General features: G+C 63.0%; 16 protein-coding genes and 1 pseudogene. 9 read left to right on the forward strand and 8 right to left on the reverse strand.

The annotated features are described in order from the left end of the window. Positions 1–189 precede the first annotated feature (189 nt). A complete protein-coding gene (locus ACIOAU_RS06495) occupies positions 190–1,050 on the forward strand; it encodes a CAP domain-containing protein (protein WP_101318755.1) in 861 nt (286 codons plus the stop codon). A 47-nt stretch (positions 1,051–1,097) separates the two neighbouring features. Here ACIOAU_RS06495 and ACIOAU_RS06500 read toward each other — a convergent pair whose 3' ends face one another. After that, positions 1,098–2,297 (reverse strand): MFS transporter, encoded by a 1,200-nt coding sequence (locus ACIOAU_RS06500; RefSeq protein WP_220633457.1) that lies wholly within the window; start codon positions 2,295–2,297, stop codon positions 1,098–1,100. A 117-nt stretch (positions 2,298–2,414) separates the two neighbouring features. Beyond that, entirely contained in the window at positions 2,415–3,314 is a 900-nt protein-coding gene (locus ACIOAU_RS06505; protein ID WP_188035781.1) for a LysR family transcriptional regulator, read from the reverse strand. A gap of 331 nt (positions 3,315–3,645) precedes the next feature. On the opposite strand from ACIOAU_RS06505, the gene ACIOAU_RS06510 reads away from it, so the two are divergent. Both ACIOAU_RS06510 and ACIOAU_RS06515 read left to right on the forward strand, forming a co-directional pair. Beyond that, positions 3,646–6,063 (forward strand): glucose/quinate/shikimate family membrane-bound PQQ-dependent dehydrogenase, encoded by a 2,418-nt coding sequence (locus ACIOAU_RS06510; RefSeq protein ID WP_101318749.1) that lies wholly within the window; start codon positions 3,646–3,648, stop codon positions 6,061–6,063. Between the two features lie 115 nt (positions 6,064–6,178). After that, the gene (locus tag ACIOAU_RS06515; RefSeq protein ID WP_150569485.1) at positions 6,179–7,459 is read left to right on the forward strand and encodes a carbohydrate porin; all 1,281 of its coding nucleotides are present in this window, start codon (positions 6,179–6,181) and stop codon (positions 7,457–7,459) included. Positions 7,460–8,514: 1,055 nt separating this feature from the next. On the opposite strand, the gene ACIOAU_RS06520 is transcribed toward ACIOAU_RS06515, so the two are convergent. From ACIOAU_RS06520 to ACIOAU_RS06535, 4 genes and pseudogenes are all read right to left on the reverse strand, one after another. Continuing rightward, positions 8,515–8,925, reverse strand: a complete 411-nt coding sequence (locus ACIOAU_RS06520; protein WP_401180767.1) for a hypothetical protein — start codon at positions 8,923–8,925, stop codon at positions 8,515–8,517. A 101-nt stretch (positions 8,926–9,026) separates the two neighbouring features. Then, positions 9,027–9,522: pseudogene (locus ACIOAU_RS06525) on the reverse strand (PAAR domain-containing protein); the annotation flags it as partial. A gap of 300 nt (positions 9,523–9,822) precedes the next feature. Further along, a complete protein-coding gene (argE, locus tag ACIOAU_RS06530; protein ID WP_401180770.1) occupies positions 9,823–10,974 on the reverse strand; it encodes an acetylornithine deacetylase in 1,152 nt (383 codons plus the stop codon). Then, complete coding sequence (locus ACIOAU_RS06535; RefSeq protein ID WP_401180773.1) at positions 10,967–11,641, reverse strand: DUF1028 domain-containing protein; 675 nt, start codon at positions 11,639–11,641, stop codon at positions 10,967–10,969. The genes argE and ACIOAU_RS06535 overlap by 8 nt, the downstream gene beginning before the upstream one ends. 322 nt (positions 11,642–11,963) lie before the next feature. Between ACIOAU_RS06535 and ACIOAU_RS06540 the strand changes: the two genes are divergently transcribed. Both ACIOAU_RS06540 and ACIOAU_RS06545 read left to right on the forward strand, forming a co-directional pair. Then, positions 11,964–13,277 carry a flavin-containing monooxygenase gene (locus ACIOAU_RS06540; protein ID WP_401180776.1) on the forward strand — a complete coding sequence of 438 codons (1,314 nt, stop codon included), beginning with the start codon at positions 11,964–11,966 and terminating at the stop codon, positions 13,275–13,277. After that, positions 13,277–13,687 carry a RidA family protein gene (locus tag ACIOAU_RS06545; protein WP_101318737.1) on the forward strand — a complete coding sequence of 137 codons (411 nt, stop codon included), beginning with the start codon at positions 13,277–13,279 and terminating at the stop codon, positions 13,685–13,687. Before ACIOAU_RS06540 ends, ACIOAU_RS06545 begins: the two co-directional genes overlap by 1 nt. A 44-nt stretch (positions 13,688–13,731) precedes the next feature. Here ACIOAU_RS06545 and ACIOAU_RS06550 read toward each other — a convergent pair whose 3' ends face one another. Then, positions 13,732–14,637, reverse strand: a complete 906-nt coding sequence (locus tag ACIOAU_RS06550) for a LysR family transcriptional regulator (RefSeq protein ID WP_101318735.1) — start codon at positions 14,635–14,637, stop codon at positions 13,732–13,734. 282 nt (positions 14,638–14,919) lie between these two features. Here ACIOAU_RS06550 and mexE point away from each other — a divergent pair, with 282 nt between their 5' ends. Genes mexE through ACIOAU_RS06565 form a run of 3 tightly spaced genes read left to right on the forward strand, consistent with a single transcriptional unit; the run spans position 14,920 to position 20,765 of the window. Beyond that, complete coding sequence (mexE, locus tag ACIOAU_RS06555; RefSeq protein WP_401180779.1) at positions 14,920–16,161, forward strand: multidrug efflux RND transporter periplasmic adaptor subunit MexE; 1,242 nt, start codon at positions 14,920–14,922, stop codon at positions 16,159–16,161. 12 nt (positions 16,162–16,173) lie between these two features. Beyond that, complete coding sequence (locus ACIOAU_RS06560) at positions 16,174–19,353, forward strand: efflux RND transporter permease subunit (RefSeq protein WP_101318731.1); 3,180 nt, start codon at positions 16,174–16,176, stop codon at positions 19,351–19,353. Continuing rightward, positions 19,350–20,765 carry an efflux transporter outer membrane subunit gene (locus ACIOAU_RS06565; RefSeq protein ID WP_401180784.1) on the forward strand — a complete coding sequence of 472 codons (1,416 nt, stop codon included), beginning with the start codon at positions 19,350–19,352 and terminating at the stop codon, positions 20,763–20,765. Before ACIOAU_RS06560 ends, ACIOAU_RS06565 begins: the two co-directional genes overlap by 4 nt. Positions 20,766–21,043: 278 nt before the next feature. Here ACIOAU_RS06565 and ACIOAU_RS06570 read toward each other — a convergent pair whose 3' ends face one another. Continuing rightward, complete coding sequence (locus ACIOAU_RS06570; RefSeq protein ID WP_401180787.1) at positions 21,044–23,020, reverse strand: BCCT family transporter; 1,977 nt, start codon at positions 23,018–23,020, stop codon at positions 21,044–21,046. Positions 23,021–23,251: 231 nt separating this feature from the next. Here ACIOAU_RS06570 and ACIOAU_RS06575 point away from each other — a divergent pair, with 231 nt between their 5' ends. Continuing rightward, a complete protein-coding gene (locus ACIOAU_RS06575) occupies positions 23,252–24,955 on the forward strand; it encodes an amidase (RefSeq protein WP_401180790.1) in 1,704 nt (567 codons plus the stop codon).

Below are 24,955 nucleotides of genomic sequence, written 5' to 3' on the forward strand. Positions count from 1 at the left end.
CCTGCTGAGAATGCAAATAATTCCCAGCAAGTACCGCACTTTCTTCAGCAAGAAAGGTCTACTCCCTCTTTTGCCGATAATGTTCGACAATCGGCCGTTCAATTGCACCGCACGACGCAGGGCCAAAAGCCAGATGCTTGTGTAGGATGAGCAGCGCCGAGTCTCGCGCTGCCAGATAGGGAGATACACATGCGCGTCCTGTCATCCGTTGCCTGTCTTACCGTGCTGACGCTGGGCCTGGGTGTGTCTTGTGGCGCCCAGGCGTTCACCAGCGAGGAAGGGCAACTGATCGCGTCGATCAACGCCTACCGCAGCCAGCCGCAGAGCTGCGCCGGCGAAGGTTCGCTGGAGCTGCCGCCGTTGAGCAGCGATACCCGCCTGGCGCTGTCGCCGGAAGGCACCCGCGACCTGCAGCAGGCAATGTCCCGCGCGGCTTACCCGATGGTCAACGTGCAGGCGATCAGCCTGTCCGGGCCGCGCGATGCGCCGGCGGCGATGAAGGCCATCGCCGAAAGCTTCTGCCAGGTGGTGCTCGACCCGCAGTTCGTCGATATAGGCGTCAGCCAGGAAGGCCGCGACTGGCGCATCGTGCTGGCTCGGCCGCTGCTCAGTGGTCGCCTCGGTGACTGGCAGGCCGAAGGCCAGAAGCTGCTGCAGGAGATCAATGCAGCGCGCCAGCTGCCCCGCCAATGCGGTGGCCAGCCGTTCGCCGCCGCCGCGCCGCTCAGCTGGAACGCCACCTTGGCCGGCGTTGCTGCCGACCATACCCGGGCGATGGCCAATCAGAACTTCTTCGATCACATCGACCGTGATGGCCGCACTCCGGGTGACCGCGCCGAACTGGCCGGCTACTCCTATCGGCTGGTCGGCGAAAACATCGCGGCCGGGCTGGACACTCCGCGCAAGGTCATCGATGGCTGGCTGGCCAGCCCAGGCCATTGCGCAACCCTGATGAACCCGGATTTCAGCGAACTGGGCGCGGCCTACGCCGTGGACCCCAAGAGCGATGCCGGGATCTACTGGACCGGCTTGTTTGGTGCGCCGCAATGATCGCCTGAGCTGAGTCCGCTCGCTCTGCAGTCATTGAAGCGGCGCCTTCAACCGCGCCGGCTACGCAGCACGAATATGCCCAGCGCCAGCAGTGGCAATGTGGCGCCCACCAGCGCTACGCCATGCCAGCCGAGCTGCTCATACAGTGGGCTGGCCAGCGCCGAGCCCGCTGCGCCGCCGACGAAGATGCTGGTCATGTACAGCGCATTCAATCGGCCGCGGCTGGCCGGGTCCAGCGCATACACCTCACGCTGGCCGATCACCATGTTCATCTGCACGGCGAAGTCCAGCAGTACCCCGCTTAGCGCCAGGCCGATCACGCTGAACCCCGGCGCGCTAAGGCCCAGCAACAGCGCCAGTGGCGCCAGCACCAATGCCAGCAGCGAGCCGCGGCGGGCATGCCCGGCATCAGCCAGCCGCCCCGCCAATGGCGCAGCGACTGCGCCGACTGCGCCCACCAGAGCGAACACTGCGATCTGGCTCTGCGACAGGCCATGCTCCCCGCTCAATGCCATCGGCACCGCCGTCCAGTACAGGCTGAACGCGGCGAACATCAACGCCTGATACAGCGAGCGCTGACGCAGTACCGGGTAGCGGCGCAACAGCCCTGCCAAAGAGGCCATCAGTTGCGCATAGCTGGCTTTGTGCTCGGGCACCCGCCGCGGCAAGGTCAGCGCCAGCAACAGGATGATCGCCAGCATGATCCCGGCGGCGCCGACAAACACTGTGCGCCAGCCGAAGTGGTCAGCAACCACGCTCGCCAGTGGCCGTGCCAGCAGTATCCCCAGCAACAGGCCACCCATGATATTGCCGACCACGCGCCCACGCTGTTGCTCAGGGGCAAGGTGCGCTGCCAGAGGAATGAGCATCTGCACCGACACCGAGCTGAAGCCGATCAACAAGGCATAGCCAAGAAACAAGCCACCCTGGCCATTGCTGCTGGTGCCCGCCAGGACGAGGCTGATGCAAGCCAGCACTGCGGTAGCAACCATCAGCCGGCGGTTTTCCACCAGGTCTGCCAGAGGCACCAGTAACAGCAGACCGAGCGCGTAGCCGAGCTGGGTCAGCGACACGATCAGGCTGGCGTGCTCGGCTGACAGGCCAAGGTCTGGCGCAATCAGGCCGACAATCGGCTGGGCGTAGTAGATATTGGCGACGATCGCGCCACAGCAAAACGCCAACAGGGTTACCAGGGCCCGACTCAGGCCTGCGGTGGAGGGCTGGCTGGCAGCGATGGATGGGCTCATGTGCAGGTGCCTCGGTGGATGATCAGGGAAGATGCTGTGCACGTTACCCAGCGGTGCAGGGCAAGAGAATCCAGCGGCTGCGCAAGGGGTCTTTGCGCGTAGCGCAACGCCCTGCCCTCACTCGCCCAGCAGTGCCTCGCAAAAGCCGACAAACGCCTGTACCCGGCGTGAGCCGCGGTGGTTGGGCAGGTACAGGGCATTGATCGCGTTGCTGGCGGAGCCGGGGCTGATCTGCCAATCAGGCAACAGCCGCAGCAAACGCCCGGCGGCGAAGTCTTCGCGCACCAGCCAGTCGGCCAGCAAGGCAATGCCGGCGCCACTCAGTGCAGCTTCGCGCAGCACATCGGCGTTACTGCTGCGCAGCGGCCCGCTGATATCCAGCTCCAGCGTCTGCTCGTCACGTGACAGGCGCCAGGGCCGTGCGGACTGCCCATAGCGAAAACGCAGGCAGGCGTGTTCATTGAGTCCTCGTGGATGCTCCAGCGGCGCGTGCCCGGCGAGGTACGCGGGGCTTGCCACCAGCCAGCGCTGAAAGCGTCCGAGCGGACGGCAGATCAGTTCGTCGTTGGGCGCGGCCTCGCCCAGGCGAATACTCACATCGTAGCGACCCTCGAGCAGGTCATCGAAGCGATCACTCAGGTCGATGTCCAGCTCAAGCCCCGGATGCGCGGCGAGAAAGCGCCCCAGATGCGGCGCTATCACCCGCCGGCCGAACTCGACGGGCAGGCACAAACGCAGCACCCCGACGGGCTCCTCGCCACGGTCGCCGACATTGGCATCGGCCTCGGCCAATGCCTCGCGCACCTCGCGGCAGCGCTGGTAATAACTGGCGCCCGCCTCGGTCAGGCTGACTTGCCGGGTGGAGCGGTTGAGCAAGGCGGCGCCCAGTTCAGCCTCCAGGGCATCGACCAGGCGCGTCACTGAAGAGGTGGCGACCCCAAGGTTACGCGCTGCAGCCGAAAAGCCGCGCGCGTCGACGGTTGCCATGAAGGCCTTGATTGCCAGCAGCTTGTCCATCGCAGTTGATGTCCGCCAAATCGGCCAACCTTGCTCCAAATGGAGCCTGGGTGCAATCACGGCCAGCCTTACCTGACCAGTCCGCCAGCTTGACCGCAGCGGGCAGACGCAAAAATCTACCTCGACAAAGCCAGATCAAGCTTTTTCGCGAAATTTTCACATTATTGATTTTGCCGTTTTTAAGCTGAAGTTGGCGACTTGATCTAAGCTTTTCGAGGCATCTTGGCAAGCTCAGCCCTGCGACAATAGGCCTCAAGGGCAAATGTACCAACTTGTTAATTAGCTTGCTAAGGGCTTAAACTCCGCGTATTCCACCTGCGAGATCCTTGGCATGAACGACTCACCGCGCGCCTCAGGCGCCTCGAAAATCATTCTGGTTGGCCTGGGCGTGATCATCGCCCTGCTCGGCCTGCTGCTGGCTGCCGGCGGCATCAAGCTGGCCGGTCTGGGCGGCTCCTGGTACTTCCTGATCGGCGGCCTGGCCATGGCCATCGCCGGTATCCTCATCGCCCGCCGCAAGGTCGCCGGCGCCTGGCTGTATGCCGCGTTCCTGCTCGGCACCGCGCTGTGGGCAGTGCTCGACACCGGCCTGGTGTTCTGGCCGCTGTTCTCGCGCCTGTTCATGTTTGCCGTGATCGGCACCGTAGTCGCGCTGGTGTACCCGCTGCTGGCCCGCGCCAACGGCACCGCCACTGGCCGCGGCGCCTACGCCGTCGCTGGCGTCATGGCGGTAGCAGTCGTGGTCGCGGCCGGCAACATGTTCGTCGCCCACCCAAGCGTTGCCCCAACTGGCAAAGGCCCGGGGTTGACCGCCGTCGAACCTGCGCAAGCGCAGAAAGACTGGGCTCACTACGGCAATACCGAAGGTGGCAGCCGCTTCGCCGCCCTCGACCAGATCAACCGTGGCAACGTCGACAAGCTGCAGGTCGCCTGGACCTACCACACCGGTGATGTCGCCCTCAGCGACGGCAACGGTGCCGAAGACCAGCTGACCCCATTGCAGGTCGGCAACAAGGTGTTCATCTGCACCCCGCACAACAACCTGATCGCACTCGACGCCGACACCGGCAAGGAGCTGTGGAAAAACACCATCAACGCCCAGTCGAAAGTCTGGCAGCGTTGCCGTGGCATGGCCTACTTCGACGCTAGCGCGCCGCTGGCCCAGCCCTCCCAGCCGAACAGCTCGCCGGTCGTTGCAGCCACGGTTGCCCCTGGCGCCAACTGCCAGCGCCGCCTGCTGACCAACACCATCGACGGTCGCTTGATTGCAGTCGACGCGGATACCGGCGAGTTCTGCCAAGGCTTTGGCAACAACGGCCAGGTCAACCTGATGGCGGGCCTGGGTGATGTCCCGGATTCGTACTATCAGCTGTCCTCGGCACCGCTGATGGCCGGCACCACCGTGGTGGTTGGCGGGCGTGTTGCCGACAACGTCCAGACCGACATGCCAGGTGGCGTGATCCGTGGTTTTGACGTGATCACCGGGCAAATGCGCTGGGCCTTCGACCCAGGCAACCCTGAAGACCGTAACGCCCCGACTGACGGCAGCACCTACGTGCGCAGCACGCCGAACAGCTGGGCGCCGATGTCCTACGACCCGGCAATGAACACCGTGTTCCTGCCGATGGGTTCGTCGTCCACCGACATCTATGGTGTAGAACGCAGCAAGCTCGACCACACCTACGGCGCATCGGTACTGGCGCTGGACGCTACCACCGGTAACGAGAAGTGGGTCTACCAGACCGTCCACAACGACCTGTGGGACTTCGACCTGCCGATGCAGCCGAGCCTGATCGACTTCACCAAGGACGACGGCCAGACCGTCCCTGCGGTGGTGATCGGCACCAAGGCCGGGCAGATCTACGTGCTCGACCGTGCCACTGGCAAACCGCTGACCCAGGTCGACGAAGTGCCGGTCAAGCCAGGCAACATCCCCAACGAACCGTACTCGCCGACCCAACCGAAGTCAGTCGGCATGCCGCAGATCGGCGCGCAGACCCTGACCGAATCGGACATGTGGGGCGCAACCCCGTATGACCAACTGCTGTGCCGCATCGACTTCAAGAAGATGCGCTACGACGGCCTCTATACCGCGCCAGGCACCGACCTGTCGCTGAGCTTCCCGGGCTCGCTGGGCGGCATGAACTGGGGCAGCATCTCCACCGATCCGGTGCATGGCTTCATCTTCGTCAACGACATGCGCCTGGGGCTGTGGGTCCAGATGATCCCGTCGCAGAACCAGGGCAAAGCCGCCGGTGGTGGCGAAGCGCTAAACACCGGCATGGGCGCGGTACCGCTGAAAGGCACGCCGTACGCGGTGAACAAGAACCGCTTCCTGTCGATTGCCGGCATCCCGTGCCAGGCGCCACCATTCGGCACCCTGACCGCGATCGACATGAAGACCCGCCAGGTCGCCTGGCAAGTGCCGGTCGGCACCGTTGAAGACACCGGCCCGCTCGGCATCCGCATGCATCTGCCGATCAAGGTTGGCCTGCCGACGCTGGGTGGCACCTTGTCGACCCAAGGCGGCCTGGTGTTCATCGCCGGCACCCAGGACTTCTACCTGCGCGCTTTCAACAGCGGCAACGGTGAAGAGGTCTGGAAAGCCCGCCTGCCCGTCGGTAGCCAGGGTGGCCCGATGACCTACGTCTCGCCCAAGACCGGCAAGCAATACGTGGTCGTCACCGCTGGCGGTGCCCGCCAGTCGACCGACCGTGGCGATTATGTAATGGCCTACGCCTTGCCATAACGCGCGTCACTCCCGTGCGGCACGAGGCCGCTCCTGCACACCCTTTGCAGGAGCGGCCTCATGCTTTCAGCGGCGCTATTTATCACCACCTCGCGATTCCCAGGAAAGCTGCGCAATGTCCTCCGTGTTCCGTTTTACCCCTACCCGCATCACCGCCAGCCTGCTGCTGGTACTGGCCAGCAACGGCGCCATGGCCGAAGCCGATCTGCTCCAGCGCAGCACCCTCAGTGGTGACTGGGGCGGTTTGCGCCATCAACTTGAAGACGATGGCGTCAAGTTCAGCGCCGACTACAGCGGCGAGACCGCCTACAACGCTGATGGCGGCCTGCACCGCTCGGCGCGCTATTCGCAGAACATCAAGCTGGGCGTGCAGTTCGACTTGTCCCGCTTGTATGGGGTGGATAACGCCGGCAAGGTCCAACTGAGCATTAACGACCGCCGCGGCCACAGCGCCTCGGAGGAACTGGTAGGCAACCGCCTGCCGATCCAGGAAAACTTCGGCGGCCTGTACACACGCCTGACTGAGCTCAGCTACGAACGCAACTTCACTCCCGCGCTGAACATCAAGCTCGGCTACATGGCCATGGGCAACGACCTCGGCGGCCTCGACAGCGGCATCCTGTGCAACTTCATGAACGCCGGTTTCTGCGGCCATCCGCTGAACATGTCCGGCGGCAGTGGCTGGACCAACTACCCCAATGCGCGGCTCGGTGCGCGGGTCAAATATGACCTTTCGCCAGCCTGGCAAGTGCGCGTGGCGGCGTTCAACGTTGATCCCGAAAGCAACGGCAATTCCAGCCGTGCCTGGAAGCTGGGCCCCAAGCACACCACAGGCACGGTGGTGCCGGTGGAGCTGGTGTACAAACTGCGAGGCGAACTGCCGGGTGAGTACAAGCTGGGTTACTACTACGACAGCTCCAACGTCAAACGCATTGGCAGTGATGACGAAGTGGCTGGCCGAGGTGGGCACTACCTGTTGATTGATCAGGCGGTATGGAATGACCCCGCCCTGGCCGGCCGTAGCCTGCATGCGTTTGGTCAATACTCGGCGTCGAGCAAGGCGGCATCGCCGTTTACCAAGTGGTATGGCACGGGCGTGGTGCTGTACCAGCCGTTTGCAGGCCGCCCGCGGGACACCTTGTCGTTAGGCTATGGCCGAGCAGTGCCGAATCCACGTAGTCGGGATGTGCTGGAGGATGCCGCTGCTGGCAGTGATCGCGAGTTCCCGAATATCGACAGTGCTGAGCAGTTGATCGAGCTGAGCTATGGATATCAGGCCACGCCCTGGCTGAATCTGCGGCCGGACGTGCAGTACATCATCGAGCCTGGAGCGTTTTCCGGGACTGATATCGATAATGCGCTGGTGGTGGGATTGCAGGTCAAGGCCAGCTTCTGATTGGGGCTGGCTTGGTGGGCTGTGTGGGGTTTGCGGTTGTTGGCTTATCCTTTCCTGGTGTTGGCCAATGCTGTCCCTTTCGCCTTTACGGGCCGTCCCTTTCAAGGTCTCTGCATTTTTCTGAATTTTTCTCTGTTTTGAGATTGCTGGGCCCGCTGCGCGGCCCTTCGCGGGCAAGCCCGCTCCCACAGAGTTCGCGATACTTTCAGGTCAGCATTAATCCCTTAAGTCCGTCGCCCCGGCAACCTCTATCAATACTGACCAAGCCACTCTCAGGCAACGCGGACCCTGTGGGAGCGGGCTTGCCCGCGAAGGGCTGCAAGGCAGCCCCGCTGTTGATGTGAGCCAGCGCAGCGAGGCGTGCTTTTGATCTTGATCTTGATCCTCCAGCGATTCAGAGGCAATACCGGAGCAAGGGAACCCCTAGCAGCGCAGAGCTAGCCGATCTCGCCACGCCCGCACATCACTATTTATGCAGGTTATACAGGCCGACCACACATAGCACAATCAAAGCTGCGCCATACATCATTGCGTTCGCTATAAAAACCCGTCGCCTCAGTGTTCTCGGAAAACTATCCAGTTGCTGCTCGTCAAGCTCACCTCGCTTTAGATGAATTCCCGGCATGGCGAGAATTCCGCTAATAGTGCCAAACAATAGCCAGCGAGGAAAAAATCTCCCTTTACCCCACGCCCGCTTCTGCATCTCGATGCCATACACTACTCTGCAAAGCGCCTAGCATGCGTTCAAGGTCGCGCCCCAAGCTATGAAATGACCATAAACATACCGATAACCATTATCGCGAGAGGGCCTAGCACTACTACCATTTGCCACACTGTTGACCAGGATCTGGGGGCAGGAATCAAGGCGTAGTCCATTCGTACATGACCTCTCCAAAAGTCTCGCCGGCTCCACTCCCAGCCGCCCCCCACGACGGAGCCGCCCACTGCCAAGGCGATGCCCCAAGCGAGCCGCCCATAGACGCCAAAGCTACATATATACGGAGCTGACTGGCTGGCGCCTGCCAACAGCCGCCACCTGCAGTAAGCCGGAACATTCAATACTGCTCTATCTTGATTATTGCAACGACGATCAGTATCCAGACGCATCCAACAATAGTCAGCCACAAAGACGTCAACATCCTTTTTTTCAATCCGACCGGAAACGCACGCAGCTCATCAATGCTTAGTAACCCTCTTCGAATGTGCGGACCTGGCAGAAGCAACAAACCGCACATATTGCAAACAAGCATCCAGCGCGAGCGCACACTTGAAACGCCCATGTAATTCTTTTGCTGCTCAAGCCACGGACTACTTTTGATAGCAGACAGCGCGATGAAGAAGTCTCGACTGCATGCAATATAAAAGCTTAACGCCAAGCCTGATAGAACAATCATTGTAGGGCACACCAATATAACTATGCGAAGCATCGGCGGCCAACTGCTGAACTCAATCATAATATTGCTCATAAAGTGACTCGCCTACTACTTCTCCAACCATTACACCTAGCATGCCGCCGGCCAATGAGCCAGCACCTACGAGCACCAAGCCACATATAGGGGCGCCTAACCATGGACTGGCTGGCGCCTGTCAGCAGGCCTGCAATTTCAGCCTGATGCTCCATCATGAATTCGGCTTCGTCGTAGTCGAGCAGCGCCAACGAGTCACGGGCCTGCTGTGCGGCGGCCATCAGTTGAGCTTCTTCGCGGGTGCAGGCGTCGCCGATGTCGGGGTTACCGATGACGAAAATCTCTCCGGCCTTGAAGCCGTCCTTGAAGGTCGGGTTGAGTATCTGCAGGCGCGAGATCGCCAAGGTACTGTCCTGCTCGGCCAAGTGCAGCAGCACCTGCGGGAAGGACATGTTGCGCTGGACAACATGAAAGCCCGGCTCATTGATATACGGCCGGCTATCAACGAAGTGCACAGGCTGACCAAAGCTCTGCGCGCCTGGGCCGACCACGCGCGAAGACCTTGTCTCCCGCCAGGGTGGGACAATCAGGTGGCGCTACAACTCGGTTGGTACCGGGCGGGCAAGCGCACTGTACCCGTTGCCGTATCATCGCCATCGACAGCTTGACCTTTACCGTCAATTATCACGCGCATCTGCAAACGCCCTGTGCTGGTTGAGCCAGGGAAACTAGCAGCTTCTCACCGGTATTTTTCCCCGCCAAAAGCGAACAGGATGCGTCCTACAGCAGCGAGAGAAATGCCTTACGTTTGAACGCACTATCTAACGGTTTACAGAGCTGACACATGGCCTCGGGCCGTCAAACAGTGAGCCACCGGTACAGCAGAAGCGCACAGCACGGCCCACCACCAGACGGATATGCCAAGGCAAGCTGGCGCCACTCAAAGCAGCGCAATCATCAGCCCCGCAAATAATCCACCAACCGCAACAACATCGCATCACATCCCAGCAACTGCGCCACACTGACAAACTCATCCGGCCGATGCCCCTGCTCCATGCTCCCTGGCCCACATACCACCGTCGCTATCCCCGCCTGATCAAACAACCCTCCCTCAGTCCCAAACGCCACCGTGCCAAACTCACTCGACCCACTGAGCAACGCCACCAACCGCGCAGCCTCGCTATCAGCCGCCGTAGCCAACCCAGGATACGCACTCAAAGGCCACAGCCGAATATCACTCGCGGCACTCACCGCCCGCATCCGCGGCAGCAACTCGACCTCGGCGTAGGCCTGCAACTGATCCGCCACAGCCTCTGCAGCAAACCCCGGCAACGCCCGCACTTCAAAGTCGAACTCACATTCCTCAGGCACGATATTCAATGCCCGGCCACCTTTGATGACTCCCGTCTGCACCGTCGAAAACGGCGGATCGAAACGCGCATCCTGATCCTCGGCCAACGCCTGCCCAATCTCGCCCAACTTGCCGATCATCCGTGCCGCATACTCGATGGCATTCACCCCGTAAGGTGCATAGGCCGAATGACAGGCCGCGCCATGCACCTGGCAACGCATCGCCAGCTTGCCCTTATGGCCAAGCACCGGTTTCAGCTCGGTCGGCTCACCAATCAGGCACAAACGCGGTTTGTGCGGCCGCTGGGCCAAGGCGTCGAGCATCGACCGCACGCCCAGGCAGCCGACTTCCTCGTCATAGGAAAATGCCAGATGCACCGGCGTGTGCAGCGGCTGCGCGAGAAACGCCGGGACCGCCGCCAGTACCGAGGCGATAAACCCCTTCATGTCCGCCGTGCCGCGACCATACAAGCGGCCATCGCGTTCGGTCATGACAAACGGGTCGACGCTCCACGCCTGGCCATCGACCGGCACTACGTCGGTATGCCCCGACAGCACCACGCCGCCGCGATCGGTCGGGCCGATGCTGGCGAACAGATTGGCCTTGGTGCCCTCGGCGTTGAAAAACAGCTCACTCGCTACCCCCAGCTGAGCCAGGTAATCACGAATGAAGCCGATCAGTTGCAGGTTCGAATCACGGCTGACCGTGGCAAAGCCGATCAGCCGCCCCAACAGCTGTTGGCTGCTCAGCTCATTCATCGCCCGCCACTCCGTAACTCGGTGCACGGGTCGGATCGAGTGCGCGGGTCACGTAGTCGTTCATCTGCGGCCGGTAGGCTTGCCAGAGACCATCGAGCTGGCCAATCGGGTCGTGCTCGGCCCAGTCCACACGCAGATCAACCAGCGGCCAGGTCAGCTCACCGGCAATCTTCAACGCCGCCGAATGGATCGGCCCGGCCTCGCCACCTGCCGTGACAGCGGCGTGCATGGCGGCCAGCAAGCGATCCGCCAGGTGCCCACCGGCCTGCTCGAAGGCGTCGACCATGGCCTGGATCACCTGCTGCGAAGCGAGCAGATTGCCCGCCGCCGCGCACTGCTCACCGGCCACGGCATTGTGTACGCCCAAGGCCTGCTTGCCAGAGAACAGCGCGACCTGGCCATGACTGTCGATCACCGTGACCTGGCGGTATTCACTCCAGCCGTTGGCCGTCAACACCTGGTCCAGTGCGGCGGGGGGTAGCTGGCCTTGCTCCAGCGCATCAAGAATCTGCGGGCCAAGGGCAGGCAGGGTGATGTTCTGGCTGGCAACTGCACCGACCCCAGCGCGCACCCATGGGCAGCGGGCGCCTACCGCGATGCTGGAAGAACTGATGGCGATACCAAGCTGGCCGGTTTCGGCGCAGCGGCCAATGATGGAAAAGGTCATGGTGCAGCTCCTGTATCAGGCAAAAATCAGGCGGAAGACAACTGCCCGCCACTCAATACCGAGCATTCTGGACAGCCCGCCCAGCCCACGAAACGACCTTTTTTGTTGCCCCTGCACAGGAAAAAACTCACGGCCAACAAAATCACCCTGACAGCACTGCCAAACCGCGCTGCAGCCCTTGCTGCACCTGGCCTTCGCCAATTTATCGGCAAGCCCCAGCTAAATAGTATTTTCGCCGCTATTGAGCAGTCCCTAGTCTGGCCCCAGGCAAAGGCGGTCTCCCACCGACCTGATCAAATCGCCTTCCAAGAAGGGCTCGAACATGACATTGAACAACATCGAAATCGACACGCTGATCGTCGGCGCCGGCCAGGCCGGGGTCGCCATGAGCGAACACCTGAGCAAACTCGGCGTGCCGCATCTGGTGCTGGAGCGCAACCGCATCGCCGAGGCCTGGCGCAGCGGTCGCTGGGACTCGCTGGTAGCCAACGGCCCGGTCTGGCACGACCGTTTTCCCGGCCTGGAATTCGACCTGGACGCCGACGCTTTCGCCGGCAAGGAGCAGGTGGCCGATTACTTCGAGCGCTATGTACGTAAATTCAATCTGCCGGTACGCACTGGCGTTGAAGTGAAGAAGGTCGTACGCAATGCCGACCGCCCAGGCTTTGTCATCGAGACCAATCAGGGCACCATCCACGCCAACCGCGTAGTGGCTGCCACCGGCCCGTTCCAGCGCCCGGTCATCCCCGCCATTGCCCCGCAGGACCCACGCCTGCAGCAGATCCACTCTGCCGCCTACTTCAACCCTGAGCAGCTCCCTGAAGGCGCGGTACTGGTAGTAGGCGCGGGCTCTTCCGGCGTACAGATCGCCGAAGAGCTGATGCGTGCCGGGCGCAAGGTGTACCTCTCGGTCGGCGCCCACGACCGCCCGCCGCGCGCCTACCGCAACCGCGACTTCTGCTGGTGGCTGGGGGTACTGGGCGAATGGGATGCAGAAATCGCCAAACCTGGCCGTGAGCACGTGACCATCGCCGTCAGCGGCGCCCGTGGCGGCCACACGGTGGACTTCCGCGCCCTCGCCCACCAAGGCATGACCCTGGTCGGCCTGACCGATTCATTCGACAACGGTGTCGCCACCTTCCAGAACAACCTGGCCGACAACATTCGCCGCGGCGACGAAAACTACCTGGCCCTGCTCGACGCCGCCGATGCCTACATCGAGCGCAACGGCCTGGACCTGCCGGAAGAACCCGAAGCCCGCAAACGCCTGCCCGACCCGGCCTGCATCAGCGAACCGATCCTGCAGCTGGACCTGATCGCGGCCGGCGTCACCAGCGTCATCTGGGCCACCGGCTACGGCGTCGACTTCAGCTGGCTGCAGGTCAATGCATTCGACAGCAACGGCAAGCCAGTACATCAACGCGGCGTGTCGCAGGAGCCTGGGGTGTACTTCCTCGGCCTGCCGTGGCTGTCGCGGCGCGGCTCGTCGTTTATCTGGGGGGTGTGGCACGACGCCAAGCACGTCGCCGGCCATATCGCCACGCAACGCACTTACCTGGCCTACCGCGACCGTCATCAGCGCGACGCCGATGCCGCCGCCCAACCTCACAACGTCAGCACCCTCGGAGCCCACTGATGCCTACTCATACCCGCGTACGGATGTTCAACACCAAGGTCACCTACCCTAACCAGTCGCTCGACAATGACCTGTGCCAGGCGGTGCGCGCCGGCAACACCGTGTATGTGCGCGGCCAGGTCGGTACCGACTTCGAAGGCCGCCTGGTCGGGCTGGGCGACCCGCGTGCCCAGGCCGAGCAGGCCATGAAGAACGTCAAGCAGCTGCTTGAAGAAGCCGGCTCGGACATGTCGCACATCGTCAAGACCACCACCTACATCACCGATCCGCGCTTCCGCGAGCCGGTGTATCAGGAGGTCGGCAAATGGCTCAAGGGCGTGTTCCCGATTTCCACCGGGCTGGTGGTCGCCGGGTTGGCGCAGGCTGAGTGGCTGATGGAGATCGATGTGATTGCGGTGGTGCCGGACTGAGCGGCGTAGCTGAAGTTGCTGGGGCCGCGTTGCGGCCCCACACCCTAAAGGCTGGCCAACTGCTCACGGCAAAACTCGACAAACAACTGCGCCGGCTTGGTCAACTGCACCCGTTTCAAGTGCGCTGCGGCCAACCCGGACAGCTCGACTGGCTCGGCAATGTCGACCGTGACCAGCCGCTGGCCATCGTAGGTGCACTCGGAATGCGGCCGAGTCACCAGCAGCGAAAAACCAAACCCCTGCCCGACCATCCCCCGCACCATCTCGATCGACGGCGAGCTGAATACGATATTCGGCGTCAGCCCCAACTCATTGAACAGGCTAACGAAGTAGGTCCTGCTCGGCGCGACGTCGAGCAGGATCATCGGTTCTGGGCACAAATCGCGTAACGACACCTGCGCCTGACCCGCAAAGCGGTGCTTCTCCGGCAACAACACGTATGGTTTCTGGGGTGCCATCAACGGCTCGGCCTCGATGGTGCCATCCAGGTCATGGTCGTAGAGAAACGCCAGGTCAAAGGTGCCAGCAGTCAGCCCCTGGATCAGCTCCTGCTGTTCACCGTCGCGCAGGCGAATGTCGACCCCCGGATAACGCTCGCGAAACCCAGCGATCAAACGCGGCAGATACAGCGGTGCCACCGTTTCAAAACAACCGATGTCGATCTGCCCAGCCACCGTGTCGTTGTCGGCCAGTGCGTTCTGCTCGAACTCGTGGGCCATCTGCAGCAGCGACTTGGTCTTGGCGTAGAAACGCTTGCCGCTGGGCGTCAGCGACACGCCCTGGGCGTGATGGCGGATAAACAGCTGCACGCCAAAACTCTCTTCCAGGTTCTTGATCGCGGTAGAGATCGACGGCTGGGCGATATACAACTGGCGCGAAGCCTCGGCAACGCTGCCGGCCTCCACCGTGGTGACGAAATACTTCAACTGACGCAAGGTATAGGAAGCCACAGGCACCTCTGGGGCGCCGTCGGCGGCGCGCTCTGATTTATCCCTGCTACCTTACCTCAGCCCCTTGCTGCAGCGCCGCTGGCCGGGCAAGCATTTGCCTAAGGCCAGACGTTATTTTGCCTATCCGCGCCTCAGCGCCGCATGCTGGCCATGCGCAGTATCGATGGCGGCAGTGGGTTTATCATTCTGGATGATAATAACCTTCGGCGCATTCGATTCGTTCCCCACCCGCGCGCCGCGCAGAATCCGCCCCACTATCCATATACATTGGCGGATTTCTCCATGGAACAATCACTCAAACCCTTGCGTTATCCCCTCGCTGCCCTGGCAGTGCTGGTGATCAGCGCCTGCGGCCGTACCCCAGACGCCGTGCAGGCTCCGACCGCGCCGAAGGTCACCGTGGCCAAGGTGATCGAGCAACCGATCAACGAGTGGGACGAGTTCACCGGGCGCCTCGAAGCGCCAGAAACCGTCGAAGTCCGCCCACGGGTATCGGGCCAGATCGATCAGGTGGCCTTCACCGAAGGCGCCCAGGTGAAAAAGGGCGACCTGTTGTTCCAGATCGACCCGCGCCCGTTCCAGGCCGAAGTCCGCCGCCTCGAAGCACAACTGCAACAAGCCCGCGCTAGCGCCCAGCGCAGCGAAAACGAAGCCCGCCGCGGCGAGCGTCTGCGTGACAGCAACGCCATCTCCGCCGAGCTGGCCGAGTCGCGCAGCAGCGCCGCCGCCGAAGCCCGCGCCGGGGTTGCCGCGATCCAGGCACAACTGGACCTGGCCCGCCTCAACCTGAGCTTTACCCGGGTCACCGCGCCGATCAGCGGCCGGGTCAGCCGCGCCGAGTTCACCGCCGGCAACATCGTCAGCGCCGATATCACCCCGCTGACCTCGGTGGTGTCCACCGACAAGGTTTATGCCTATTTCGACGCCGACGAGCGCGTGTACCTCAAGTACACCCAGCTGGCGCGTGAAGGCCAACGTGGCCAGAGCACTCCGGTGTACCTGGGCCTGACCAATGAAACCGGCAACCCGCACCTGGGCCAGATGAACTTCGTCGACAACCAGGTCAATCCGCGCACCGGCACCATCCGCGGCCGCGCCGTGTTCGACAACACTGACGGCCAGTTCACCCCGGGCCTGTACGCCCGCCTGAAGCTGGTCGGCAGCGCCAAGTACGACGCAGTGCTGATCAACGACGAAGCGGTCGGCACCGACCTTGGCAAGAAGTTCGTGCTGGTCATGGATCAGGACAACAAGGCTGCCTACCGCGCCGTTGAACTGGGCCCCAAGCTTGAAGGCCTGCGCATCGTCCGCAGCGGCTTGAACAAGGACGAGCGCATCGTCGTCAAGGGCCTGCAGCGGGTGCGCCCAGGCTCGCAGGTGACTCCAGAAGAGAGCGCCATGGCCAGTGAGCAGACCCTGACCAACCTCGCCCAGCAGCGTCAGGCGCTGGAAGCCAGCAACCCGGCGCCGCGCGTGGCCGGCCCCAGTGTGAAAGTCGCCAGTGCCCAGGCACCGCGCGGTTAAGGGACGACACCGATGAACTTCTCCAAATTCTTTATTACCCGGCCGATCTTCGCCGCCGTGCTGTCGCTGATCCTGCTGATCGCGGGCTCGATTGCGCTGTTCCAACTGCCGATCAGCGAATACCCCGAAGTGGTGCCGCCTACGGTCGTGGTACGCGCCAACTTCCCCGGGGCCAACCCCAAAGTCATCGGCGACACCGTTGCCGCGCCACTGGAACAGGCCATTACCGGTGTCGAGAACATGCTCTACATGTCCTCGCAGTCGACCGCCGACGGCAAGCTGACCCTGACCATCACCTTCGCCCTGGGCACTGACCTAGACAACGCCCAGGTACAGGTGCAGAACCGCGTCACCCGGACCCAGCCCAAGCTGCCCGAAGAAGTCACGCGCATTGGTATCACCGTCGACAAGGCTTCGCCCGACCTGACCATGGTCGTGCACTTGACCTCGCCGGATCAGCGCTACGACATGCTCTACCTGTCCAACTACGCCATCCTCAACATCAAGGATGAGCTGGCCCGCCTGGGCGGCGTCGGTGACGTGCAGCTGTTCGGCATGGGCGACTACTCGCTGCGGGTCTGGCTCGATCCGAACAAGACTGCCTCGCGCAACCTGACCGCCACCGATGTGGTCACGGCGATTCGCGAGCAGAACCGTCAGGTCGCTGCCGGCCAGCTCGGTGCGCCACCTGCGCCAGGTTCGACCAGCTTCCAGCTGTCGGTCAACACCCAGGGCCGCCTGGTCAGTGAGGAAGAGTTCGAGAACATCATCGTCCGCGCCGGTGCCGATGGTGAAATCACCCGCCTCAAGGACATTGCCCGGGTCGAACTCGGCTCCAGCCAATACGCCCTGCGCTCGCTGCTGAACAACCAGCCAGCGGTGGCGATCCCGATCTTCCAGCGCCCTGGCTCCAACGCCATCGAAATCTCCGACGAAGTCCGGGCGAAGATGACCGAGCTGAAAAAGGACTTCCCCGAAGGGATGGACTTCAGCATCGTCTATGACCCGACCGTGTTCGTCCGTGGCTCGATCGAAGCCGTCGTGCACACGCTGTTCGAAGCTTTGATTCTGGTCGTGCTGGTGGTGATTCTGTTCCTGCAGACCTGGCGCGCCTCGATCATTCCGCTGCTGGCCGTGCCGGTCTCGCTGATCGGCACCTTTGCCGTGATGCATCTGTTCGGCTTCTCGCTCAACGCCCTGTCGCTGTTCGGCCTGGTGCTGGCGATCGGCATCGTGGTCGACGACGCCATCGTGGTGGTGGAAAACGTCGAACGTAATATCGGCCTGGGCCTGAAACCACTCGAAGCCACGCAAAAGGCCATGAGTGAAGTGACCGGGCCGATCATCGCTACGGCACTGGTGCTGTGCGCAGTGTTTATCCCGGCAGCGTTCATCTCCGGGCTGACCGGGCAGTTCTACAAGCAGTTCGCCCTGACCATCGCTATTTCGACAGTGATCTCGGCCTTCAACTCGCTGACCCTGTCGCCAGCACTGGCGGCGGTATTGCTGCAAGAACACGGCGCGCCCAAGGATCGCTTCTCGCGTGCCCTGGACCGGATTTTCGGGCGCTGGTTGTTCAACCCGTTCAACCGCTTCTTCGAGCGTGCCAGCCTGCGTTACGTGGCCGGCGTGGGCCGGGTCATCCGCTCCAGCGGCATCGCCCTGTTCGTCTATGCCGGGCTGATGGCGCTGACCTACCTGGGCTTTGCCTCGACCCCGACCGGCTTCGTCCCGGCGCAGGACAAACAGTACCTGGTCGCCTTCGCCCAACTGCCCGATGCGGCCAGCCTCGACCGCACCGAAGCCGTCATCAAGCGCATGAGCGAGATTGCCCTGAAGCAGCCCGGTGTGGCCGACTCGGTAGCCTTCCCAGGCCTGTCGATCAACGGTTTCACCAACAGCCCCAACAGCGGCATCGTCTTCACTCCGCTCAAGCCGTTTGAAGAGCGTACCGACCCGAGCCAGTCGGCGGCGGCCATCGCGGCTGCGTTGAACGCGCAGTTTGCTGATATTCAGGATGCCTACATCGCGATCTTCCCACCGCCGCCGGTACAGGGCCTGGGCACCATTGGCGGCTTCCGCCTGCAGATCGAAGACCGCGGCAACCTCGGCTACGAAGCGCTGTACGAAGAAACCCAGAACATCATTGCCAAGAGCCACAACGTACCCGAGCTGGCAGGGCTGTTCACCAGCTATCAGGTCAACGTGCCGCAGGTCGATGCCGATATCGACCGGGAAAAGGCCAAGACCCACGGCGTGGCGATCAACGATATCTTCGACACCCTGCAGGTCTACCTGGGCTCGCTGTACACCAACGACTTCAACCGCTTCGGCCGCACCTATCAGGTCAACGTTCAGGCTGAACAGCAGTTCCGCCTCGACGCCGAGCAGATCGGTCAGCTGAAAGTGCGTAACAATCTGGGCGAGATGATCCCGCTGGCGACCTTCCTCAAGGTCAGCGACACCTCGGGGCCAGACCGGGTGATGCACTACAACGGCTACATCACCGCAGAAATCAACGGTGGCGCCGCCCCAGGCTACAGCTCCGGCCAGGCCGAGGCGGCTATGGAAAGACTGCTCAAGGCCGAGTTGCCCAACGGCATGACTTACGAGTGGACCGACCTCACCTACCAGCAGATCCTGTCTGGCAACACCGCACTGCTGGTGTTCCCGCTCTGCGTACTGCTGGCGTTCCTGGTGCTGGCGGCGCAGTACGAAAGCTGGAGCCTGCCGCTGGCGGTGATCCTGATCGTACCGATGACGCTGCTGTCGGCGATTACCGGGGTGATCATGTCGGGCGGTGACAACAACATCTTCACCCAGATCGGCCTGATCGTGCTGGTGGGCCTGGCGTGCAAGAACGCCATCCTCATCGTCGAGTTCGCCAAGGACAAGCAAGCCGAAGGGCTCAATCCCCTGGCCGCAGTATTGGAAGCCTGCCGCCTGCGTCTGCGGCCGATCCTGATGACTTCGATTGCCTTCATCATGGGCGTGGTGCCGCTGGTGTTCTCGTCCGGCGCCGGTGCCGAGATGCGCCATGCGATGGGTGTGGCAGTGTTCTCGGGGATGATCGGGGTGACCGTGTTCGGCCTGTTCCTGACCCCGGTGTTCTTCGTCCTGATCCGCCGTTATGTCGAGCGTCGCGAAGCCCGCAAGGCCGCGCAAGCCAAGCCGCTGGAGAACCACGCATGAACCTCCTCAAACCACTGACCCCGAGCCTGTTGGCGCTGGCCCTGGCGGCCTGCGCGGTGGGCCCGGACTACCAGGCGCCGAACACCGAGCCGGCGCAGCTGGGCAACCAGTTGCAGGTCAAGGCCTTCGACCGTAGCCGCTTTGAAAGCGTGTGGTGGCAGCAGTTCGACGACCCGACCCTGAACCAGCTGGTGCAGGCTTCGCTGCAAGGCAACCGCGACCTGCGCGTGGCCTTCGCCCGGCTCAAGGCGGCGCGCTCGATCCGGGAGGATGTCGACAACGACAACCTGCCGGTGGTGAGCAGCCGTGCCAGCAGTGATCTGGGCAAAGGCCAGATCCCGGGCCAGACCGAGCGCCGGGTCAACAGCGAACGCTATGACCTGGGCCTGGACATGGCCTGGGAGCTGGACCTGTTCGGCCGCATTCAGCGCCAACTGGAAGCCAGCGAAGCGCAAGAGGCCGCCGCCGCGGCCGACCTGCAGCAGTTGCAGGTGAGCATGATCGCCGAGCTGGTCGATGCCTATGGCCAGCTGCGTGGCGCGCAGTTGCGCGAAAAAATCGCCTTGGCCAACCTCAAGACCCAGCAGGACTCGCGCAGCATTACCGAGACCCTGCGCGATGCCGGCGTCGGCAACGAGCTCGACGTGGTTCGCGCCGATGCCCGCCTGGCGGCAGTCGAGGCCACCGTGCCGCAACTGCAGGCACAGCAGGTACGCGCACAAAACCGCATCGCCACTCTGCTCGGCCAGCGCCCGGATCAGCTCAGCGTTGATCTGTCGCCTAAACAGCTGCCGGCAATCGCCAAAGCACTGCCGATCGGCGACCCCGCTGAACTGCTGCGTCGGCGCCCGGATGTTCGCAGCGCCGAGCGCCAGTTGGCAGCGGCGACCGCCAACGTTGGGGTAGCGACCGCCGACCTGTTCCCGCGGGTAAGCCTGAGTGGCTTCCTTGGCTTCACCGCCGCGCGTGGCTCGCAGATCGGCTCGTCCGCCGCCAATGCCTGGGGGCTTGGCCCAAGTATCACCTGGGCAGCGTTCGACCTGGGCAGCGTACGTGCGCGCATCCGTGGCGCCAAGGCTGACGCCGAAGGCGCACTGGCTACCTACGAACAGCAGGTGCTGCTGGCGCTGGAAGAGTCATCCAATGCGTTCAGTGATTACGGCAAGACCCAACAGCGTTTGCAGGCCTTGATGCGCCAGAGCGATGCCAGCCGCAAGGCCGCCGACCTGGCTTCGATCCGCTATCGCGAAGGCACCGTGGATTATCTGGTACTGCTGGATGCCGAGCGCGAGCGGCTCAGCGCGGAAGATGCCCAGGCCCAGGGCGAAGTCGAGTTGTATCGCGGCATCGTCGCGATCTACAAGGCTTTGGGTGGCGGCTGGCAGCCTGAGACGGTAGCCAGCCTGCGATGACGCTGGGGGGCGCTATGCACCCCTTTCCGACCGGTCCGGCGCCCCGGCAAGGCCGCTCCTACAGGGACCGCGCATCAACGGCTTACGCGGTCACTGTAGGAGCGGCCTTGTGTCGCGAAAGGCCAGCGCAGCTGGCCCCGACGTACTCAAGCTAAGCGCAAGTATCTGAAAAGCGGATGGCCTAGCAACAGCTCCTTTGGTTGGCTCCTCCCCCAACCGTTTGCCCCGCAGGCCTGGCCCGCGGGGCTTTTTTTGCCCGGTATAGAGCAGGACCTGCCTCAACCAACCAGATGCAGATAATGCATATGCCGCTCGAAGTGATCGAGAATGTCGCCGATCACCTCATCCTTGGACCAGCCCATCACGTCATGGTCCTGGCCGCCTTCACGCAGGTGCACCTCGGCGCGGAAGTACTTGCGCTCCTCGCCCGGCGGCGCATCGCTGGCGGTGACAAAGCTTGGCGTGGCATACGCCTGCGGCCTGATCTCGTAGACGAAGGTGCCCTCGCTCGGGCCGACCCTGAGCATCACGCTGCCCTCGCTGCCTTGCTCGACGTTGCAGTCATAACCCTGCCTGCGCCACTCATCAGCCACCGCCTCACATGCTGGCAAGCCAACGTCGGCGATAAACCGCGCGACGTGGGCACGCCGCGGGAACATCGCCAGGGTGCGCAGGCGCCGTTGCCAGTTACCGGCAGCACGCGAGGCTGTTGGCGAAATCGCCAGTGCCTGATAGCGCAGATCACGTTTGGTAGCGTCCAGCTTGAGCGCCTTGAGCAGCCCGCGGGTACTGAACAGCAGCGCCAGGGTGAACGGCAATGCACTGGCGATGGTTGCCGTCTGCAACGCCTTGAGGCCGTCGGCCAGCAACAGCGCAATCGCCACCAGGCCCATGCTCGCCGCCCAGAACACGCGCTGGCGCAACGGGGTGTTCTCCTGCCCACCAGACGCCAGCATGTCCACTACCATCGCCCCGGTATCCGCCGAGGTGACGAAGAACACCACCACCATGATCACCGCCAGGGTGCTGATCACGCTGGCGAACGGGAAGTGCTCAAGGAAGGCAAACAGTGCCAGCGAGGTGTCCTTGTCGACCGCCATGGCCAGGTCAGTCAGGCCCTCGTCGAGGATCATGTGGATTGCGGTGTTGCCGAACACGGTCATCCACAGCAGGGTGAACGCGGTCGGTACCAGCAGCACGCCGGTGACGAACTCACGAATGGTCCGGCCACGGGAAATCCGCGCAATGAACAGGCCGACAAAGGGCGACCAGGCCAGCCACCAGCCCCAGTAGAACAAGGTCCAGCCGCCGATCCAGTCGGTTGGCTGGTAGGCATACAGGTTGAGTGTGCGGCTGACGATCTCGCTCAAGTAACCGCCCGTGTTTTGCACGAAGGTCTGCAGGATCAACACGGTCGGCCCCAGCAGCATGACCATCAGCAACAGCAGCACCGCCAAACCCAGGTTCAGTTCGGACAGGCGGCGGATGCCTTTGTCCAGGCCAGACATCACCGACAAGGTGGCGAGGAAGGTGGTGCCGATGATCAAGGCGATCTGCACCCCGGTCGACACCGGCACACCGAACAGCGCATTGAGCCCGGTATTGATCTGCGCCACGCCAAAGCCCAGCGAAGTGGCAACGCCGAACACCGTACCGATGATGGCGAAGATGTCCACGGCATGCCCCAGCGGGCCGTAAATGCGTTCACCGATCAGCGGGTACAGCGCCGAGCGCAAGGTCAACGGCAAGCCCTGGCGATAGCTGAAATAGGCCAGGATCAGCGCGACGATGGCATAGATTGCCCAGGCGTGCAGGCCCCAATGGAAGAAGGTGATGCGCATCGCCTCCCCCGCCGCCTGGACCGTGCCGCCGTCACCAATGGGCGGCTTGAGAAAGTGCATGACCGGCTCGGCAACGCCGAAGAACATCAGGCCGATGCCCATGCCGGCCGAGAACAGCATGGCAAACCAGGTGGTGCTGCTGTAGTCGGGGGTGCTGTGGTCAGGCCCGAGTTTGATGTCGCCATAGCGGCTGATGCCGAGGAACACCACGGTGCCGAGGATGATTGCCACGGCCAGGATGTAGAACCAGCTGACGTTGCCGATGATCCAGCCCTGGATGTGCGCAAACAGGCTTTGCGCATGGGCCTGGAACACGCTCGCGTAGAGCACGATCAGCAACAGCAGAACAGAAGAAATCCAGAACACAGGGGGATTGATGGTAGCTTTTGGTGTTTTGTCAGGCGGTGTAGACATCAGGCAGTTGGCTCCAGCGTGGCGCATCGTGCGCACTTTTTCTCAGGTCAAGCGTAGACCGTGCATGTTTCGTCCGACAATGTCTGTCGGAAAACGATCAATGCTCAGGGCAAATAGGGCCAATAAATGCCGCCCTGCAACAATGCTTTTCCCCGCTGCAAGCCTGCTTCCCCCCAATCCTTCTTGTACACTCGCGCCACTAGCCCCCACCTGTATACGTTTGGTGACAGCATGATCGAGGTAACCGAGGTTTCCATTGCCGAGCTGCGCGCCGCGCTCGAAGCTGGCCGCACCACAGCGGTCGAACTGGTCAAGGCCTACCTGGCACGCATCGATGCCTATGACACAGCCGACAGCGCCAGCGCGCTGAATGCGGTCGTGGTGCGCAACCCAGAGGCGATCGCCGAAGCCCAGGCGTCCGATGCTCGCCGTGCTCGTGGTGAAAGCCGCGGCCCGCTGGAAGGCATCCCCTACACCGCCAAGGACAGCTACCTGGTCAAAGGCATGACCGCCGCCTCCGGCAGCCCGGCATTTGCCAAGCTGGTGGCGCAACGGGACGCCTTCACCATCGAGCGACTGCGCGCCGCCGGTGCGGTCTGCCTGGGCAAGACCAACATGCCGCCGATGGCCAACGGTGGCATGCAGCGCGGTGTGTATGGCCGCGCCGAGAGCCCGTATAACGCCGCCTATCTGACCGCACCGTTTGCCTCCGGCTCGTCCAACGGTGCCGGCACCGCCACCGCCGCGAGCTTCTGCGCGTTTGGCCTGGCTGAAGAAACCTGGTCCAGCGGCCGCGGCCCGGCCTCGAACAACGGCCTGTGCGCCTACACGCCATCGCGCGGGGTGATCTCGGTGCGCGGCAACTGGCCGCTGACACCTACCATGGATGTGGTGGTGCCGTTTGCGCGGACCATGCACGACCTGCTGGAAATCCTCGACGTGGTGGTGGCCGACGATGCCGACACCCGTGGCGATCTGTGGCGCCTGCAGCCGTGGGTGCCAATTCCCAAGGCATCGGCGGTACGCCCGGCGTCCTATCTTGATCTAGCGCAGGATGCCAACTCGCTGCAAGGCAAGCGCTTCGGCGTGCCACGCATGTACATCAATGCCGACGAACTCGCCGGCACCTCGGAAAAACCCGGCATCGGTGGCCCGACCGGCCAGCGTATCCACACTCGCCCAAGCGTCATCGCGCTGTGGCAGCAGGCGCGCCAGGCGCTGGAAGCCGCCGGCGCCGAAGTGATCGAGGTGGACTTCCCGCTGGTGTCCAACTGCGAAGGCGATCGCCCGGGTGCGCCGACCGTCTACAACCGTGGCATCGTCAGCAAGGAGTTTCTCCACGACGAGCTGTGGGAGTTGTCCGGCTGGGCCTTTGACGACTTCCTGCGCGCCAACAACGACCCCAAGCTCAACTGCCTGGCCGATGTCGACGGGCCGCAGATCTTCCCGCACGACCCGGGCACCCTGCCTAACCGTGAAGACGACCTCGCGGCCGGCATGGACGAATACGTCAACATGGCCAAGCGCGGCCTCAAGAGCTGGGATCAGATCGACACCGTTGCCGATGGCCTGCGCGGCCTGGAGCAGACGCGCAAGCTCGACCTGGAAGACTGGATGGACCAGCTTGGCTTGCACGCCGTGCTGTTCCCGACGGTGGCCGATGTTGGCCCCGCCGATGCCGACGTCAATCCAGCCTCGGCCGACATTGCCTGGAGCAACGGCGTCTGGGTTGCCAACGGTAACCTCGCGATCCGCCACCTGGGCGTGCCGACCGTAACCGTGCAGATGGGTGTGATGGCCGATATCGGTATGCCGGTCGGGCTGACCTTTGCCGGCCGTGCCTACGATGACTCGGCCCTGCTGAGCTTCGCCTGCGCCTTCGAGTCGACCGGCGCGCGCCGCATCGTGCCACCGCGCACTCCGGCACTGGGCTGA

It is taken from the genome of Pseudomonas sp. NPDC088322, from assembly GCF_044740745.1.
GTDB classification, from domain to species: Bacteria; Pseudomonadota; Gammaproteobacteria; order Pseudomonadales; family Pseudomonadaceae; genus Aquipseudomonas; species Aquipseudomonas shirazensis.